This is a genomic window from Plantactinospora sp. CA-294935 (assembly GCF_050936445.1).
Taxonomy (GTDB): domain Bacteria; phylum Actinomycetota; class Actinomycetes; order Mycobacteriales; family Micromonosporaceae; genus Plantactinospora.
Genome location: NZ_JBNJMU010000001.1, coordinates 4,299,729 through 4,315,829, shown reverse-complemented (window position 1 = coordinate 4,315,829; position 16,101 = coordinate 4,299,729). Strand labels below are relative to the sequence as shown.

At 74.3% G+C, this 16,101-nt stretch carries 14 protein-coding genes; 8 read left to right on the top strand and 6 right to left on the bottom strand.

Annotated elements, in window-relative coordinates; translation table 11 throughout:
- The first annotated feature begins 9 nt into the window (after window positions 1–9).
- Both ACQEVC_RS19285 and ACQEVC_RS19280 read left to right on the top strand, forming a co-directional pair.
- Window positions 10–1,704, top strand: a complete 1,695-nt coding sequence (locus ACQEVC_RS19285; RefSeq protein WP_432879347.1) for a GAF domain-containing sensor histidine kinase — start codon at window positions 10–12, stop codon at window positions 1,702–1,704.
- A gap of 7 nt (window positions 1,705–1,711) precedes the next feature.
- Entirely contained in the window at window positions 1,712–2,380 is a 669-nt protein-coding gene (locus ACQEVC_RS19280) for a response regulator transcription factor (protein WP_130460771.1), read from the top strand.
- A 241-nt stretch (window positions 2,381–2,621) separates the two neighbouring features.
- On the opposite strand, the gene ACQEVC_RS19275 is transcribed toward ACQEVC_RS19280, so the two are convergent.
- The 6 genes from ACQEVC_RS19275 to ACQEVC_RS19250 form a co-directional block, all read right to left on the bottom strand.
- On the bottom strand, window positions 2,622–3,062 hold the full coding sequence (locus tag ACQEVC_RS19275; RefSeq protein ID WP_432879343.1) for a DUF4395 domain-containing protein: 441 nt from the start codon (window positions 3,060–3,062) through the stop codon (window positions 2,622–2,624).
- 184 nt (window positions 3,063–3,246) lie between these two features.
- Complete coding sequence (locus ACQEVC_RS19270; protein ID WP_432879340.1) at window positions 3,247–3,834, bottom strand: TlpA family protein disulfide reductase; 588 nt, start codon at window positions 3,832–3,834, stop codon at window positions 3,247–3,249.
- A gap of 263 nt (window positions 3,835–4,097) precedes the next feature.
- Window positions 4,098–5,258 (bottom strand): glycosyltransferase family 4 protein, encoded by a 1,161-nt coding sequence (locus tag ACQEVC_RS19265; RefSeq protein ID WP_432879337.1) that lies wholly within the window; start codon window positions 5,256–5,258, stop codon window positions 4,098–4,100.
- On the bottom strand, window positions 5,255–6,514 hold the full coding sequence (locus ACQEVC_RS19260; protein ID WP_432879334.1) for a M48 family metallopeptidase: 1,260 nt from the start codon (window positions 6,512–6,514) through the stop codon (window positions 5,255–5,257). The genes ACQEVC_RS19265 and ACQEVC_RS19260 overlap by 4 nt, the downstream gene beginning before the upstream one ends.
- Before the next feature lie 354 nt (window positions 6,515–6,868).
- Window positions 6,869–7,093, bottom strand: coding sequence for a hypothetical protein (locus ACQEVC_RS19255; RefSeq protein WP_318394341.1), 225 nt, complete (start codon window positions 7,091–7,093; stop codon window positions 6,869–6,871).
- Window positions 7,094–7,272: 179 nt separating this feature from the next.
- Window positions 7,273–8,763, bottom strand: coding sequence for an NYN domain-containing protein (locus ACQEVC_RS19250; RefSeq protein ID WP_432891546.1), 1,491 nt, complete (start codon window positions 8,761–8,763; stop codon window positions 7,273–7,275).
- 589 nt (window positions 8,764–9,352) lie between these two features.
- Between ACQEVC_RS19250 and ACQEVC_RS19245 the strand changes: the two genes are divergently transcribed.
- The 6 genes from ACQEVC_RS19245 to ACQEVC_RS19220 all read left to right on the top strand — a co-directional run bounded on the left by ACQEVC_RS19245 (window position 9,353) and on the right by ACQEVC_RS19220 (window position 16,034).
- The gene (locus ACQEVC_RS19245; RefSeq protein ID WP_432879331.1) at window positions 9,353–11,119 is read left to right on the top strand and encodes a DEDD exonuclease domain-containing protein; all 1,767 of its coding nucleotides are present in this window, start codon (window positions 9,353–9,355) and stop codon (window positions 11,117–11,119) included.
- 142 nt (window positions 11,120–11,261) lie between these two features.
- Complete coding sequence (locus ACQEVC_RS19240) at window positions 11,262–13,043, top strand: RelA/SpoT family protein (RefSeq protein WP_432879328.1); 1,782 nt, start codon at window positions 11,262–11,264, stop codon at window positions 13,041–13,043.
- 56 nt (window positions 13,044–13,099) lie between these two features.
- A complete protein-coding gene (locus ACQEVC_RS19235; RefSeq protein WP_432891543.1) occupies window positions 13,100–13,633 on the top strand; it encodes an NUDIX hydrolase in 534 nt (177 codons plus the stop codon).
- Window positions 13,634–13,716: 83 nt separating this feature from the next.
- On the top strand, window positions 13,717–14,559 hold the full coding sequence (locus tag ACQEVC_RS19230) for a nucleotidyltransferase family protein (RefSeq protein ID WP_432891541.1): 843 nt from the start codon (window positions 13,717–13,719) through the stop codon (window positions 14,557–14,559).
- Between the two features lie 111 nt (window positions 14,560–14,670).
- Window positions 14,671–14,958 (top strand): Lrp/AsnC family transcriptional regulator, encoded by a 288-nt coding sequence (locus ACQEVC_RS19225; RefSeq protein WP_318394338.1) that lies wholly within the window; start codon window positions 14,671–14,673, stop codon window positions 14,956–14,958.
- Between the two features lie 194 nt (window positions 14,959–15,152).
- A complete protein-coding gene (locus tag ACQEVC_RS19220) occupies window positions 15,153–16,034 on the top strand; it encodes an alpha/beta hydrolase family protein (protein ID WP_432879324.1) in 882 nt (293 codons plus the stop codon).
- The last annotated feature ends 67 nt before the right edge of the window (window positions 16,035–16,101 follow it).

The following is a 16,101-nucleotide window of genomic DNA, read 5'->3' as shown; positions in this document are numbered from 1 at the left end:
ATCCGTCAGGTGCCCGCCTCGACCTCCGGCCTTCCCCGCCCGCACCCGCTCGCGGCGGCGGCGCGGGTCGTCATGCTCGCGCTCGTCGCGGTCCTCACGCTGATCGCCACCCGGGAGCCGGGACAACTCCGCTGGGTCGCCCTGCTCGCCGTCGCCGGCATCCCGGCGGTGGTCGCCCCCCGGCACCGGGTGCTGGCCCCGCTGGGCCGGTTCGCCGAGGTCGTCCTGGTGGGGCTGGCCGCCGGCCAGGTCGCCGCGGCGGCGAACATCGGTACCCCGATGCCCGGGGTCGGAGCGTCGGCGATCCTGCCCTACCTCGCCGTACCACTCACCGTGGCGGCCCTGCAACGGCGAATCCGGGAGGGCATCTGGCTGATCGTGGTCGCCGCGCTGACGCTGGTGGTCAGCGGCGCCTTCACCGCCGGCGACGGCGGGCCGCAGATCAGCCAGGTCGGCTACCTGACCGTGGCAGCCCAGTGGGTGATCCTGGCCGCGCTCGGGCTCTTCGCGGCGGGTTCGCTGCAACGGATCATCCAGGCCCGCGGCGAGCCCCGGCCGCAGCCGTACACCGAGGCGACCCGGCTGCTGACCCAGTTGCGCAGCGTCGCTCGACAACTACCCGGAGCCACCCTTGATCCGGGCAGCATCTCCGAGCACCTGATCGAGGAGTTGCGCGGGGTCACCCGGGCGGACCGGGCGGCGGTGCTCTCGGCCAGCGGCGGCGGCCGGCTGGTCGTACTCGCCCAGGCCGGGGTGGACCGGGTCGACTGGGAGACGACGCTGGACGCCGACTCGGCGATCGCCGACGCCTGGGCCAGTCAGCAGCCCCAGACGGCACACCGGTCACAGGCCCGCTCGCACTCCGGCGGTGAGGTGTCGGCGCTGGTCGTACCGCTGGTCGCCGGGGTCCGGACGGTCGGCCTGGTCACCCTGGAGGCCGACGTCGCGGGCGCCTACCCGCCACCGGTGGTGGCCCGGGTGACCGCGCTCACCCGGCCGGCGGCGCTCCGGCTGGAGGCGGCGCTGCTCTTCGACGAGGTACGGTCGCTGGCCACCAACGAGGAGCGGCAGCGACTGGCCCGGGAGATCCACGACGGGGTGGCCCAGGAACTGGTGATGGTCGGCTACGGCATCGACAACGCCCTGGCCAGCCTCCCGGAGGAGGCCAAGGAGACCAGCGAGGAACTGCGTACGCTGCGCGGCGAGGTGACCCGGGTCATCACCGAGTTGCGACTGAGCCTGTTCGAGCTGCGCAGCGAGGTTGACCGGCACGGCGGGCTCGCCGCCGCCATCGCCGAGTACGCCCGCACCGTCGGTGCCTCCGCCGGTCTGCGGGTGCACTACACGCTCGACGAGTCCACCGCGCGGTTGCCGGCGGCCACCGAGGCGGAGTTGCTGCGCATCGCGCAGGAGGCGATCACCAACGCCCGCAAGCACGCCGGAGCGTCGAATCTTTGGGTCACCTGTGCCGTGGACCCCCCATTCGCCCAAATTGAAGTGTCGGATGATGGTCAGGGCATCGCTGACCAGCGGCCCGATGGCAGGTATGGTCTTGCGATCATGGCGGAGAGGGCGGAACGTATCCGGGGCCGGCTAGAGATCAGTCCGCGACACCCCAGCGGCACGACGGTGGCAGTGGTGCTCGGAACCTCGCCCCGGCGCGATAACGTGCGCGATAGCGTCACCGCATCAGAAGGGGAGTAACCCGAGCATGACCACCAGCCCCACGCCGACCACTCGGACCAAGGTCCTGCTCGTCGACGATCACGACCTGATCCGTAAGGGCCTGCGGCACGCGTTCGAGCGGGATCGGCAGTTCGAGGTCGTCGGCGAGGCCGCCACCGCCGCCGAGGGGGTACGCCAGGCCGGCGCCCTGCAACCCGATGTAGTGATCATGGATCTCCGCCTTCCCGACGGCAGCGGACTGGAGGCGACCCGGGCGCTGCGCAAGTCCAGCGCCACCATGGGAATCGTGGTGCTCACCATGTACGCGGGCGACGACCAGCTCTTCGGCGCCCTCGAAGCCGGTGCGAGCGCCTTCGTACCCAAGACCGCCCCCGCCGACGAGGTCGTCGCCGCCGCCCGGCACGCGGCCTCCTCACCGAGCGCGTTCACCGCCGCCGATCTGGCCGAGGCGATGAAGCGCCGGCTCGCCCCGTCCGGCCCGCAGCTCTCGCCCCGGGAGGGGCAGGTGCTGCGCCTGCTGGCCGACGGGATGAGCGTCGCCGGCATCGCCAAGCAGCTCTTCGTCAGCGAGTCGACGGCCAAGACGCACATCTCCAAGCTCTACGAGAAGCTCGGCGCGGCCAACCGGGCCCAGGCCCTGATGACCGCGCTCCGGCTGGGCCTGCTCGAAGCGCCGGACGCCCCGAAGTTCTGACCCTCGGCCGGTGGGGTCGCCGGGCCGGACACCAGCGCCGTGGTCGCCGGTGTCCCGGTAGCCGGCGACCCGCCCGCTGCCCCCGGGCGACGGCTGCGTGACGGAGCGACCCGCCTGCCGCCATCGACCCCGAATCCACGCCACAGCCGGCCCATAAGTGCGCGTTCGCCGCAAACGCGCTCCTGGCTTCTCAGGCCACATCGCAGCACGGGCAACCGGCGGGGATGCCCGTGGACCAGGATCAGTTCGACGGGTTGGGTACCCGGGCCGGGATCGCCCGGCCGGTCATCCGGCGGAACGCCAGATAGATCTCGCAGCCCAGGCAGAGCCCGAACGCCCCGTTGAGGAAGGCTGCGGCCAGGGCCAGGCACGACACGACCAACCCGAGCCAGGTGGCGCCGGAGAGATAGCCGGCGGCGGCCACCAGCATGAAGCCCAACCCGAGGAGTTGGGCGAAGCGTACCGGCGCCACGGGTTCCAGCTCGGCGGGACGGGCCAACCGGGGCGCCACGACGGCCCGGAACAACAGGCCGTACGGGCTGCGGCGCGGGTCGACGGCGGCGATCGCGAACACCACCGCCTGGGCCAGGGCCAGCCAACCGGAGCCGGTGAGCAGGACGACGACCAGGACGAGCGTGGTGACGACCGCGGCGAAGCGCGGTCCGCGGGGGTCGAGCAACATGTTCACCTCGGTGGGCAGGGACGGCGCCTGGTCGTCGGTTCACGGCGCTCGTCGGACGTGGACGCGGGGTTGCCGCTGGATCGTGGGGCTGGTCAGTGCCGAAGGTACGCGGGCGGGCGGCCGGAGCCGAGGGCCCGGCGCCGGTCCGGTAGGGCTGGCCGAGCCCTCCCGGCGGCCCGCCGGGTCATGACGGTCCCCGGTCGAGCAGTGGCACCACCGCCGCGAGGACCTGGGCCCTCGCCGGCACTCCGGCGGCACGCTGGACGATCCGCCCGTCGGCATCGACCACCAGCACGGTGGGGGTACGCCAGATGCCCAGGGCCCGCACCGCCGGCAACTGGCTCGCCGCGTCGACCTCCACGTGCCGTACCCCGTCGAGGGTGCCGGTGACGTCGGCCAGGACCCGCCGGGTGGCCCGACACGGCGCGCAGAACGCCGACGAGAACTGGAGCAGGGTGGCGGGAGCGCCCGGCCGGACCCCGAGCGCGGCCAGCAGTCCGGGGTCGACCGGCAACCCACCGACGAGGCCGGAGCCGTCGCGACCGGCAGGACCCACTGGCGGGGCACCGTCGAGAAGGGCGCCCGACCGGCGCGCGGAGCCGGCCCGATCCGGCCGGCTGGCCGGCGACTGCCGCCGGAGTCGCCCGTCGCGGCGGCGGCGCCACAGGCCGAAGCCGGTGGCCAGCAGCAAGGTGGCCACCACCGCGACGGAACCGCTCAGTGCGGCGTTCTGCACGACTACAGACTGCCACGCCGAGGCGTCGATGACCATCGTTGTGATGTCACCTGTTCCCGGCCAGGTCCACCGCCGAGGGTGCCGCCGCCCGGGCCGACCTCGCCGCCCGCCCCGCCGGTCGTCCCCCGTCCACGTGATCGACGTCCCACGCTAGGTGCGGACCGACGCCTCCTGCGGCCGGTCGTCCCCCGTCCACGTGATCGACGTCCCACGCTAGGTGCGGACCGACGCCTCCTGCGGAGGGTCGAGCGTCGAGGTGAGCACGGAATCGCAGACGGGGCGGCGGGGCGCCGACCGGCTCACCCCGGAGCTGGCTGGCCGGGGCCGGATCCCGGCCGGCCGGTCAGCAGCTCCGTCATCCGCCGCGCCTGCCGCTCCCAGCGCCACTCCCGCTCCACCCAGGCGCGGCCGGCAGCACCCATCCGGCGGGCCAGCTCGGGGTCGGCGAGCAGCGTCGCCACCCGGTCGGCGAGCTGGCCGACATCCCGGCCGTCGACGACGTACCCGGTCTCGCCCTCCCGGACGGCGTCCGGTGCGCCGCCGGAGTTGCCGGCCACCACCGGCAGCCCGGTCGCGGACGCCTCCAGGTAGACGATGCCCAGGCCCTCCACGTCCAGCCCGGCGTTGCGGGTCCGGCACGGCATCGCGTAGACGTCCCCGGCCGCGTAGTGGGCCGGCAGTTCGGCGGTCGGCACCGAGCCGGTGAAGACGACGTCGTCGGCGACTCCGGCCCGGCGGGCGAGCCTCTCCAGCGCCGCCCGGTACGGCCCGCCGCCGACCACCAGCAGCGCCGCTCCCGGCACCCGGCGACGGATCTCCGGCAGCGCCCGGATCAGCGCGTCCTGGCCCTTACGCGGCACCAGCCGGGAGACGCAGACCACCACCGGCCGGCCGGCCAGGCCGTGCCGGGCGCGGACCTCGGACCCGTCCACGTCCGGGTGGTAGACGTCCACGTCCACCCCGGGAGCCAGCCGGCGCAGCTCGGTGCGACCGCGCAGCACCCGGTCCAGCCGGACCCGCGTGTATTCCCCCAGGTAGGTGGTGACGTCGACGCCGTCACCGATCCGGCGCAGCGCCGCGCGGGCACCCGGCAGCGCCGCCCAGCCGACCTCGTGACCGTGCGTCTGGGCCACCGCCCGGCCGATCCCGGCCCGGCGGCGCAGCCCGGCGGCGAGCAGCCCCAGCGGGGCCGCCGCGCCGAACCAGACGGTGTCGCAGTCGTACGCCCGGGCCAGCTCCGCCGCCCGCCGCGCGACGTGCCGGGTCGGCAGCAACACCCCGGTCGGTTCGCGGACCACCTCGAACGGCTGGTCGGCGTCGAACTTCTCGGCACCCTGCCAGGTGGAGGCGTAGACCACGACCGATCCGGCCGGTTGCCGGACCGCAAGGCCGTGCACGAAGGACTGGATCCCACCGGGACGCGGCGGAAAGTCGTTGGTCACGAGCAGGGTCCTGGTCAACCGCCGGCTCCTCGGGCGTACGCGCGGGCCGCGGCCATGCGCTCCACGGTGGATGGATGGCTGGCCCGGAAGAGGTACTCCCACCGGGGCGGATCGGGGTCGGCGAGGTTGACGCTGGACAACCGCCGCTGCATCGCCTCGAAGGAGGCCGGGTCACCGGTCAGGGCCAGGGCGTGCGCGTCGGCCCGCGCCTCGACCTGCCGGGAGACCCATGCCTGCGCCGGCGCCGCCACCAGACCGGCCACCGTCACCAGGGCGAGCAGCAGCGGAAACGCCCGTGGCTCGGCCACCGAGTCGACTCCGGCGGCCCGCAGCAGCGCACCGGACGAGCCGAGCAGATAGAGCGCGACGACCGCCGCCGCCGCGCCGAGCGCACCGGTGAGGGTGCCGGTCAGCACGTCCCGGTCCTTGGCATGGCCCAACTCGTGCGCGACCACGCTGGCCACCTCGGCGGGCGGCGCCTCGCGCAGCAGGGTGTCGTAGACGACGATCCGCCGGGTCGGACCGAACCCGGAGACGTACGCGTTGACCGCCCGGGTCCGCCGCGAGGCGTCCGCGACCAGCACGTCCTTCACCGGTACGCCGTCGGCGTCGGCCAGCGCCGTCAACTCCGCGCGCAGCGGTCCCGGCTCCATCGGGGTGAACCGGTTGAAGATCGGCTCCACCAGCACCGGCAGTATGAAGGAGAGGAGCGTGACCAGCACCGCCGCGCCGGCCGCCCCGAACGCCCACCACCAGCTCGGGGCCAGTCGGGTCACCGCGTAGAAGCCGAGCAGCGCCACCGCGCCGATCACGGCGCTGACCGCGTACGACTTGAGCAGATCGACCGTCCACCCGCCCCAGCCCTGGGTGGAGAGCCCGTAGCGGGCCACCACCGCGTGCCGCCAGGCGGCGAACGGCAGGGTCACCAGGTCGGCCACCAGTACCACGGCCAAGCCGCCGAGCACGGCCTGGGCGATCCAGTTGTCGCCGAAGGGGCGCCCGACCAGTGCGATCAGCTTCGCGCCGAGCGGGGTGAGACCGAGCAGCAGGGCGACCACCAGCCCGACGGCCAGCGCGCCGTAGCCCCCCGGGCGCAGCGCCGCGGCGAAGGCCCGCCCCCGGGCCACGTCGGCCGGATCCAACTCGTCCAGCGCGGCGAGCTGGTCGGCGCGGGGCGCGGGCGGGCGGTGCCACGGCACCAGCAGGGCGGTGGTGGCGACGAGCAGCACCACGAGTGCGACGAGGGTCAACCCGGCCCAGGCACGCGGCGTCATGCCGTCGTCCGTACCCGCTCGGTCATCCGATCCGCCCTTCGCCAGCCCGATCGCGCGGCCAATCCTATGCCGGGCCGCCCGGCGGATCCTCTGGTGGCCGGAATACCCGACCCGTCTGCGCCAACGCCGGTTCGGACTACACCACCGTCTGCATCTGCGTCGGGTCGGCGTCAGCGCTACCCGCCCCGTCGGGGTTGGGCCGGGTCGGGGTTGGGCCGGGTCGGGGTTGGGCCGGGTCGGGGTTGGGCCGGGTCGGGGTTGGGCCGGGGCCGGGCCGGGGTCGGGCCGGGGTCGGGGTCGGCGCCACCCGACCCGTCGGGCTCGAGGCCGGCGTCGGGTTGGGGGTCGGTCGGTTTACGCGACCCGTCGGCGTCGGCGCCGGTTGGCGAGCCGCGTCGGCGCCGAGACCGGTGCGTCCAGGATCTCGACGTCGAAGCCGGCTCGGGTGAAGACCTCGATCGCGTGCATCTCGTCGGCGGTCAGTGCGGCCTGCCCCGGTGGCTGGTCCAGCAGGGCACTCACCAGGCACCCGGAACAGGCCGCACCCCGGAGCGTGCAACTGTCGCAGTCGATGAGCATCTGCTCACTCCTCAAAGCAGCGGGAGACGGCGGTTGTCGTGACGTGGCCACCGTCCGTGACATCGACGCTAGAACAGGGGTACGACAAAACCTCCGTTGCCGCCCAACGCCCCCATCCGGATGATCAACGGACAAAGGGGCGGCCGGGTCGTCGGGCACGCTGTGCCGCAAGGGGCTGATCAGGAGCGGGCGAGCCTGCGGAGCAGGGAATCCGCGCCGAGCGGATAGGCGCCGTGCCGGCGTACCCCGTCGGCGACCTCGCGGTCGGAGGAGACCACCACGATGGGCCGGCCGGTCGGCTCGGCCCGGACCAGCCGGCGGATCAGGTCGTCGGCGGTCTCACCCTTCCGGGAGAACAGCACCCGTACGCCGCGCGGCGCGGGCGGCAGCCCGTGCATCCGCTCGGCGCCGTCGAAGACGACCGTCACCTCGTCACCGGTCTGTGCCGCGATGCCGCCCAGCCCCGTGATCAGACGCTTGCGCTGCTGCTCCAGGGACATCTCGCCGAAGCCGCGCTTGGTGACGTTGTAGCCGTCGACCACCAGGTGCGCCCGGGGCAGGGCCAGCAGCTCGTCCAGCCGGGCCGGATCGTCGGCGTCCAACGCCCGGGCCGAGTTGGCCGCGGCCGGACGCTCGGCGAACGCGTCGGCGACGTAGTCGGCCGGCAACCGGTCGGCGGGATCGAGGGCGAGTTCCCGGCGCAGCCCGACGGCGGCCCGGCCGATCGTCTCCAGCAGCAGCCAGAGCCGGGCGTCGTCGACCGAGCGGGCCTCCTTGGCGGTCTGCCGGACCGCACCCGCGGCCGCCTCGGCCTCGGCCAGCCGGGCCCGTACCCGGCGCAGCTCCGCCTCGTGGTCGGCCGCCGCCCGGCTGGCCCGGCCCTTCTCGGTGGCCAGCAGCTCGGCCGCCCGCCGCTGCCCGGCCTGGGTCTCCCGCAGTGTCCGGCCCAGCACCCGGTTCTCCTCGCGGAGCTGGCCCAACTCCTCCCGGAGCCGGGCCACCTCGTCGCGCAGCTTGTCGGCCTCCACCTTCGCCACCGCACGGTCGTGCTCGGCCCGGGTGGCCCGCTGTTCGGCCTCGCGGACGAGTTCGGCGACGACCGCGCTGTCCGCCTCGGCCCGGACCGCCGCACCGGCGTCCTCGACCAGGTGGCGCCAGCCCGGCGGCCGGGTCAGGTAGGCGAGCGCGGCGACCTCCACCGGGTCGGCGGCGGCTGGACTACCCCCGGAGACCACCACGGAGCCGAGTTCGCCGGCCTCGGAGAGCACCCGGCTGGCCACCCGCTGCCGGAACAGCGGATCGGCGGCGAGCTGGGTGGCGATCGGTCCGCCGCCGAGCCGGGCCCGCCGGTTCGGCGCGAACTTGGCGACCCGGCGCAGCGGCGGCGGAAGTTCGTCGGTGGGCAGCGTCGGCAGCGCGGCGGCGGCCAGGCTGACGATCCGGGCCCGGACCGGCTCCGGCAGCGTCGGCTCCGGCTCCCGATCGGCCGGCTCCCGATCACCCGGCTCCCCGTCGGCCGGCTCCCGATCGGCCGGCTCCCGATCACCCGGCTCCCCGTCGGCCGGCTCCCGATCACCCGGCTCCCCGTCGGCCGGCTCCCGATCACCCGGCTCCCCGTCGGCCGGCTCCCGATCGGCCGGCTCCCGATCACCCGGTCCCCCGTCGTCCACCGCACCGCCGACCGGCCCGCTCCCGGTCGGATCGGCGTCCGCCGCCTCACGGTCGGCCGAGCCGCCGTCAGCCGGGTCGATACCGGTCAGATCGGCGCCGGCCGGGTCGATGCCAGCCGAGTCGCGGTCGGTCAGGCCGCCGTCGGCCGGGTCGATGCCAGCCGAGTCGCGGTCGGTCAGGCCGCCGTCGGTCAGGTCGATGCCGGCCGGGTCGCCGCCGATCGGGTACGGGCCGGCCGGCTCCGTCAGTCGGTCGTCGGGCGGTCCGGTTTCGCCGCCGGTGGAGCCGGGCGGGGTGTCGGTGCGTAGCGTGGGCATGCCCTCCGGCTCGTCGGCACCGGCTAAGGCCGGACGCGGCTCGTCGGTGCCGCCGTCCCGCCCGGGATCGCCAGCACGCTCGGAGCGCGCGGGCTGCGCCGTCTCCTCGCGGAGGCGGTCGTCGGGTGGTTCGGCGCGGGGCATGCCGCAAGTCTCCCACCGACACCCTACCGATCGCCCAACACCTCAGATGATCTCGCCCCGTCGGCCCCCGGTAACGAGTGGTACGGATGATGCGGAAGTGTCGTACGTGCCGCCTACCCTGCCCGCCGTGGTCCCACCTCAATATGTCCAGGGCACGCTGGACGGTCTGCCGGACGGCACTCCCGGCGCGGACGGCTGGCCCGACGAGGCGACGTCGCTGCGCCAGACCACCTTCGTGGTGCTCGACCTGGAGACCACCGGGGGCGCCCCGGACGGCGGCGGGATCACCGAGATCGGCGCGGTCAAGGTGCGCGGCGGCGAGGAGCTGGGCGTGCTGGCCACCCTGGTCAACCCGGGTGAACCGATCCCGCCGTTCATCACCGTGCTGACCGGGATCACCCAGGCGATGCTGCTGCCGGCCCCGCCGGTCGAGGAGGTGCTGCCCAGCCTGCTGGAGTTCCTCCGGGGTGCGGTGCTGGTCGCGCACAACGCCCCGTACGACGTGGGTTTCCTCAAAGCCGCCTGCGCCCGGCACGGCTACACCTGGCCGAACCCCCGGGTGCTGGACACGGCGGCGCTGGCCCGTCGGGTGCTCACCCGGGACGAGGTGCCCAACCGCAAGCTCGGCACCCTGGCGGCCTACTTCCGCACCCCGCACCAGCCGACACACCGGGCGCTGGCCGACGCGCACGCCACCGTGGACGTGCTGCACGGGCTGATCGCCCGGCTCGGCGGGCACCGGGTGGAGACCCTCGGCGAGGCGATCGAGTTCGCCAAGGCGGTCACCCCGACCCAGCGCCGCAAGCGGCACCTGGCCGAGGGGCTGCCCAGGGTGCCCGGGGTCTACATCTTCCGGGCCGCCGACGACCGGCCGCTCTACGTCGGCACCTCCGGCGACATCGCCACCCGGGTGCGCAGCTACTTCACCGCCGCCGAGAAGCGGGCCCGGATCTCGGAGATGCTGGCCGCCGCCGAGCGGGTGGAGGCGGTCGAGTGCGCCCATCCGCTGGAGGCCGAGGTGCGCGAGCTGCGGCTGATCGCGGCGCACGCCCCGCCGTACAATCGCCGGTCGAAGTTTCCGGAGCGGGTGGTCTGGCTCAAGTTGACCTCTGAGCCGTACCCGCGCCTGTCCCTGGTCCGGTCGCTGGGGCCGGACGACGCGGCCTATCTCGGCCCGTTCAGCTCCCGCCGCTCGGCCGAGTTGGCCGCGGCCGGGGTGCACGACGCGGTGCCGCTGCGCCAGTGCACCCCCCGGCTCTCGGTCCGGACCACCAGCCCGGCCTGCGCCCTGGCCGAGCTGGGTCGCTGCCCGGCACCGTGCGAGCACCGGATCTCGGTCGACGAGTACGCGCACCGGGCGGTCGAGCCGGTCCGTTCCGCCCTGACCGACGACCCGCAGGTCCTGGTCGACGCGCTGCTGTCCCGGATCGGGGTGCTCTCCGACGCCCGGCGCTACGAGGAGGCGGCGGTGGTGCGGAGCCGGCTGGCAGCGGTGCTCCGGGCAACCGTCCGGATGCAACGGCTGGTCGGGCTGACCCGGATCGGCGAGCTGGCCGCCGCCCGGCGGACCGCCGACGGCGGTTGGGAGATCGCGGTGGTCCGGCACGGCCGGCTGGCCGGGGCCGGCACCGCCGCGCCGGGCGTGCCGCCCCGGGGGGTGCTCGACCTGGTCCGGGCCACCGCCGAGACGGTGCTGCCCGGGCACGGTCCGGTTCCGAACGCCTCGGCCGAGGAGTCCGAACGCATCTTGTCCTGGTTGGAGCGACCCGACACGCGGCTGGTCGAGACGTCCACCGGTTGGGCCTCTCCGGCCAGGGGTGCAGGGCGGTTCCGTGACCTGCTGGTCCGGGCCGAGGCGGCGGCGTCGCGACAACTCCCGACCGAACGCACATAAGCAAGTGACCGATCGGACGACCTTCACTCCTTTAGGCTGTTAGAGAAGTGCAGTCCTGCCCGATTTCGGGGCTTGCGTTCGCACCGGCATCCGGCGCGCCCGCCGGCACCGGGCGCGGCGGTGAGTGAGGGGGTGGCTCCGCGTGAACCTCGAAGCCGGTCACGGCGCTGCCTTCGGAAGCGCCCGCCCGACAGAGATCACGCTGAGCAGACGGCTGCGCTCGTTGCTGTCCTGGCCGTCCGCTGAGGACGACCCGGTGACCCAACTGGTCCGGGCGCACCGCAGTGTGCACCCCAGCGCCGACGTCGGAGTGCTGCGCCGCAGCTACGCCATTGCCGAGAGCATGCACCGGGGGCAGTTCCGCAAGAGCGGCGAGCCGTACATCACCCATCCGCTGGCGGTGGCGCAGATCTGCGCCGAGTTGGGGATGGACACTGTCACCCTGGTCGCCGCGCTGTTGCACGACACCGTGGAGGACACCCGCTACACCCTCCAGGCGCTCACCGGTGACTTCGGACGCGAGGTGGCACACCTGGTCGACGGGGTGACCAAGTTCGACAAGGCGTTCTACGGCAAGGCCGCCGAGGCCGAGACGATCCGCAAAATGATCATCGCGGCGGGCAAGGACGTCCGAGTGCTGATCATCAAGCTCGCGGACCGGCTGCACAACATGCGTACCCTCGACGCCCGCTCGCTCGCCTCCCGGGCCCGGATCGCCCGGGCCACCCAGGAGGTGCTGATCCCGCTCTGCGACCGGCTCGGCATCCAGGCGCTCAAGCGTGACCTGGACGACGTGGTGCTGCGCCACCTCGAACCCGAGGCGTACGCCCGGATCGACGAGTACGTCAAGAGCCGGCCGGACTGGGCCGGTTATCTCGACGACGTGGTGGGCCAGGCCAAGGTGGTGCTCCGGCGTGACAAGATCGTCTCCACCGTCCGGCGCCGGGACCGGCACTACTACTCGATCTGGAAGGACACCGTCGCCCGGGACCAGACCACCCCGTTCGACCTGCCCCGGATCGCGATCGTGGTGGACGGGCCGGACACCGACTGCTACGCCGCGCTCGGCTCGATCCACGGGCTCTGGCGGCCGGTCGCCGGGCGGTTCAAGGACTACATCGCCGCGCCGAAGAACAACCTCTACAAGTCCCTGCACACCACCGTGATCGGGCCGAACGAGCGGACCGTCGAGGTGCTGATCCGGACCAGCATCATGGACCAGTCCGCCGAGTACGGCATCGCCGCCGACTTCCGCTTCCCCAAACCGGGAGTGGACGCCGCGGGCAACGCCGAACAGCTCGACTGGTTGCAGCGGGTGCTCAACTGGGAACGGGACACCGCCGACCCGGCGCAGTTCCTCGAGTCGCTGCGCTGCGACCTCGCCGAGGCCCAGATCCAGGTTTTCGCCGAGGGCCGGCAGATCGTCCTGCCGGCCGGTTCCACCCCGGTCGACCTGGCGTACGAGCTGGGTCCGCACCGGGGCGACCACTGCCTCGCCGCGAAGATCAACGGCCGGCTCGCCCCGCTCTCGTCGGAACTGGACGAGGGCGACGTGGTCGAGATCTTCAGCGAGACCGACGCGCAGGGCGAGTTCGACCTGGCGGTCGCCCCGCCGGGGCCGCGCAAGGAGTGGCTCGGCTTCGTCAAGTCGCCACAGGCGCAGATGCAGATCAACCGCTGGTTCGCCGACCACCAGGAGCCGGCGATCTCGATCTCCGACAAGGTCCGGCTGGGCCGGGCCACCATCGGGCTGACCCTGCGCAAGCACGACCGGGGGCTCGCCAACGACCTGCCGCTGCGCCGGCTGGCCGAGGAGCAGGGCTATCCCGACCTGGAAACCCTGCTGGTCGCGGTGGTCGACCGGACGGTCGAGCCGGACGCCGTGGTCGAGCAACTGATCGCGATGGTGGACCACCAGGAGTGAACCGGTGTGCCCCGGGTCACCCGCCGGGCCCGTACGCCATCTAGCCTGGTCCGGTGATCCCCCGCCGCTCGTCGACGCGCGCCGTCGGCTACAAGGTCTTCTACCGTCTGCCCCTCGGGGTGCGCCGCAGGTTGGTCCGACTGGCGGTGCCGAAGTACATCGTCGGCGCGGTCACCCTGGTCTACGACGCCGAGGCGGCGGCGCCGGGCCGGATCCTGCTGCTGCGCCAGCCGCCGGGCCGGAAGTGGACCCTGCCGGCCGGGCTGCTCCAGCGCCGCGAGACCCCGCTGGTCGGCGCCGCCCGGGAACTGCACGAGGAGACCGGCATCGAGCTGCCGTTGACGGAGCTCCAGCCGGCCGTGCCGAACGCGGTGGTACACCTCAAGGGCTGGGTCGACATGGTCTTCGAGGCACGCGTCCCGGCCTCGACCACCGAACTGGTGGTCGACGGCGCCGAGGTGTTCGAGGCCGCCTGGCACCGACTCGACGGTTTGCCCCCGCTCAGCACCGCGACCGCCCGGCTGCTCGCCCACTACGGGATCGGCCCTCTCGCCGAGACCGACCCGGCCGGCGCCCCGCCACCGTCGTGACCACGGCTTCCGGCCCGGCGCCGCGGCCCGGTCCGGCGCGGGTCGTCGCCGGCGCGCCACCGGTCGGCGTCGAGGTCTGCGCCGTGGTGCTGGCCGCCGGGGAGGGCCGCCGGCTGCGCCCGCTCACCGCACACCTGCCGAAGGCGCTCTGTCCGGTGGGGAACGTGCCGCTGCTGGACCGGGCGCTCGACCGGGTGTCGGCGCTCGGCTTCGACACCCCGGCGACGGTGGCGGTGAACGCCTGCTACCTCGGTGACCAGGTGGTACGGCACGTGGGCGGCCGGGCCGCGCTCTCGGTCGAGCCCGGTGACCCGCTCGGCACCTCCGGCGGGGTGGCCAACCTGCGCAACTGGATCGACGGCCGGGGCGTACTCGTCGGGAACGCCGACGCCTATCTGGCCGCTCCCGGCGCGCCACCCGGGCCGGACATCGCCGCGCTGCTCGCCGGCTGGGACGGCACGACGGTACGGCTGCTCGGCCAGCCGGTCGACGGGCCGCCCCGCCCCGGCGACTTCGGCCGGTACCGGTTCGCGGGCTTCTCGCTGCTGCCCTGGGCCCGGGTCCGGGATCTGCCGGTCGAGCCGGCGGAACTGGTACGCACCGTGTGGCGCCCCGCCGAGGCGGCCGGCGAACTGGAGGTGGTCGAGTTCTCCGGCCGGTACCTCGACACCGGCACGCCGGCCGACTACCTGGCGGCGAACCTGCACGCGGCCGGCGGCGGCAGCCTGGTCGACCCGACCGCCGAGGTGACCGGCGAACTCCGGGCGGCGGTGGTCGGCGCCGGTGCCGTGGTCCGGGGCACCCTGCACCGTTGCGTGGTCTGGCCCGGCGGCCTGGTCCGGGCCGACGAGCACCTGACCGACGCGGTACGGGTCGGCGCCGGCCTGACCGTCCCGGCGCCGGCCGTCCCCGCGTCGGGCCGGTAGCCGCCGCCCGTCGGGCGAAGCTCTAGCATGGGCGGGCAGCCGTGCCACGGCACCCGGTCGCCGCCCGGCGCGGGCTGCGCCAGCGAGCACGTCGACGAGAGGAGTCCCCCGGTGATCACCGCGATCGTCCTGATCGACTGCGCCACCGACTCGATCCCCGAGGTGGCCGAGACGCTGGCCGCGGTGCCCGGCGTCAGCGAGGTCTACTCGGTCGCCGGTCACGTCGACCTGATCGCGATCGTCCGGGTACGCGAGTTCGAGCAGATCGCCGAGGTGATCGCCGGACGGATCTCGAAGGTCCCGGGCGTGGTCGGCACCGAGTCGCACATCGCCTTCCGGGCGTACTCCCAGCACGACCTGGAGGAGGCGTTCGCGATCGGCCTTCCCGACCCGGACTGACCCCGCACCCTCCGAGGGCCTTCCCGACCCGGACTGACCCCGCACCCTCCGAGGGCCTTCCCGACCCGGACTGACCCCGCATCCTCGGACCTGGTCCGGCGCCCGGGTGCCGCCCGCCCCGCGCGCGGCCCTGGACGACGCGCTGGGCTGAACGGCGGCTACCTGCCGGTAATGTAAGCCGTTACGCTCGCCGGATGACCGCCACGTGGGACCAGCACCCGACTCCGGACCACGAGGAGTCCTTCGTCGACCGCGGCGACGACCGGATCGCCCTGCGCAGCTATCCGGACCCGGTCGGCGCGCCGGACGCGCCGGTGGTGCTGGTCTGGCCGGCGATGGGGGTACGGGCCAGCTACTACGCGCCGTTCGCCGCCGCGCTCCGGACCGCCGGATTCGCCGTGGTCGTGGCCGACCTGCGGGGTACCGGCGCCAGCACCCCGGCACCGAGCCGCGCCTCCCGGTACGGCTACGGGGACCTGGCCGGTGACGTCGGCGCGGTGCTGGAGAGCCTGAAGCCGCGGCTCGACGGCCGGATCAGGATCCTGCTCGGCCACTCGCTCGGCGGGCAGGCCGCACTGCTGCACCTGGCGCTCGATCCCGCGGCGCAGGTCGACGGGTTGGCCCTGGTCGCGGTCGGGCTGCCGTACTGGCGGGCCTATCCGGGCCGCCGTCGCCTCGGCATCCTCGCCGGCACCCAGTTCATCCACGGCTGCGCGGTCGCCCTCGGCCGCTGGCCCGGCTGGGGCTTCGGCGGCCGGCAGGCGCGCGGGGTGATCCGGGACTGGGCGTACACCGCCCGGACGGGGCGGTTTCCCCGGCTCGACGGGGTGGACGCCGAGGCAGCCGTGCGGGAGGTGCGTACCCCGGTGCTGGCGGTCAGCGTCGACCACGACCAGTACTCGCCGCACGAGACCCTCGACTACCTCTGCGACAAGCTGGTCGCCGCGCCGATCCGGCGTACCCGTTACACGGTCGCCGAGAGCGGCACCCGACTCGACCACTTCACCTGGGTACGCGCGTCGGCGCCGATCGCCGCCCGGGTGGCGGCGTTCGCCGCGGAGCTGCCGCCCCGGTAGGTTCCCCCGCCCGGGTGGCGGCGTTCGCCGCGGAGCTGCCGCCCCGGTAGGTTCCCCCGCCCGCGGG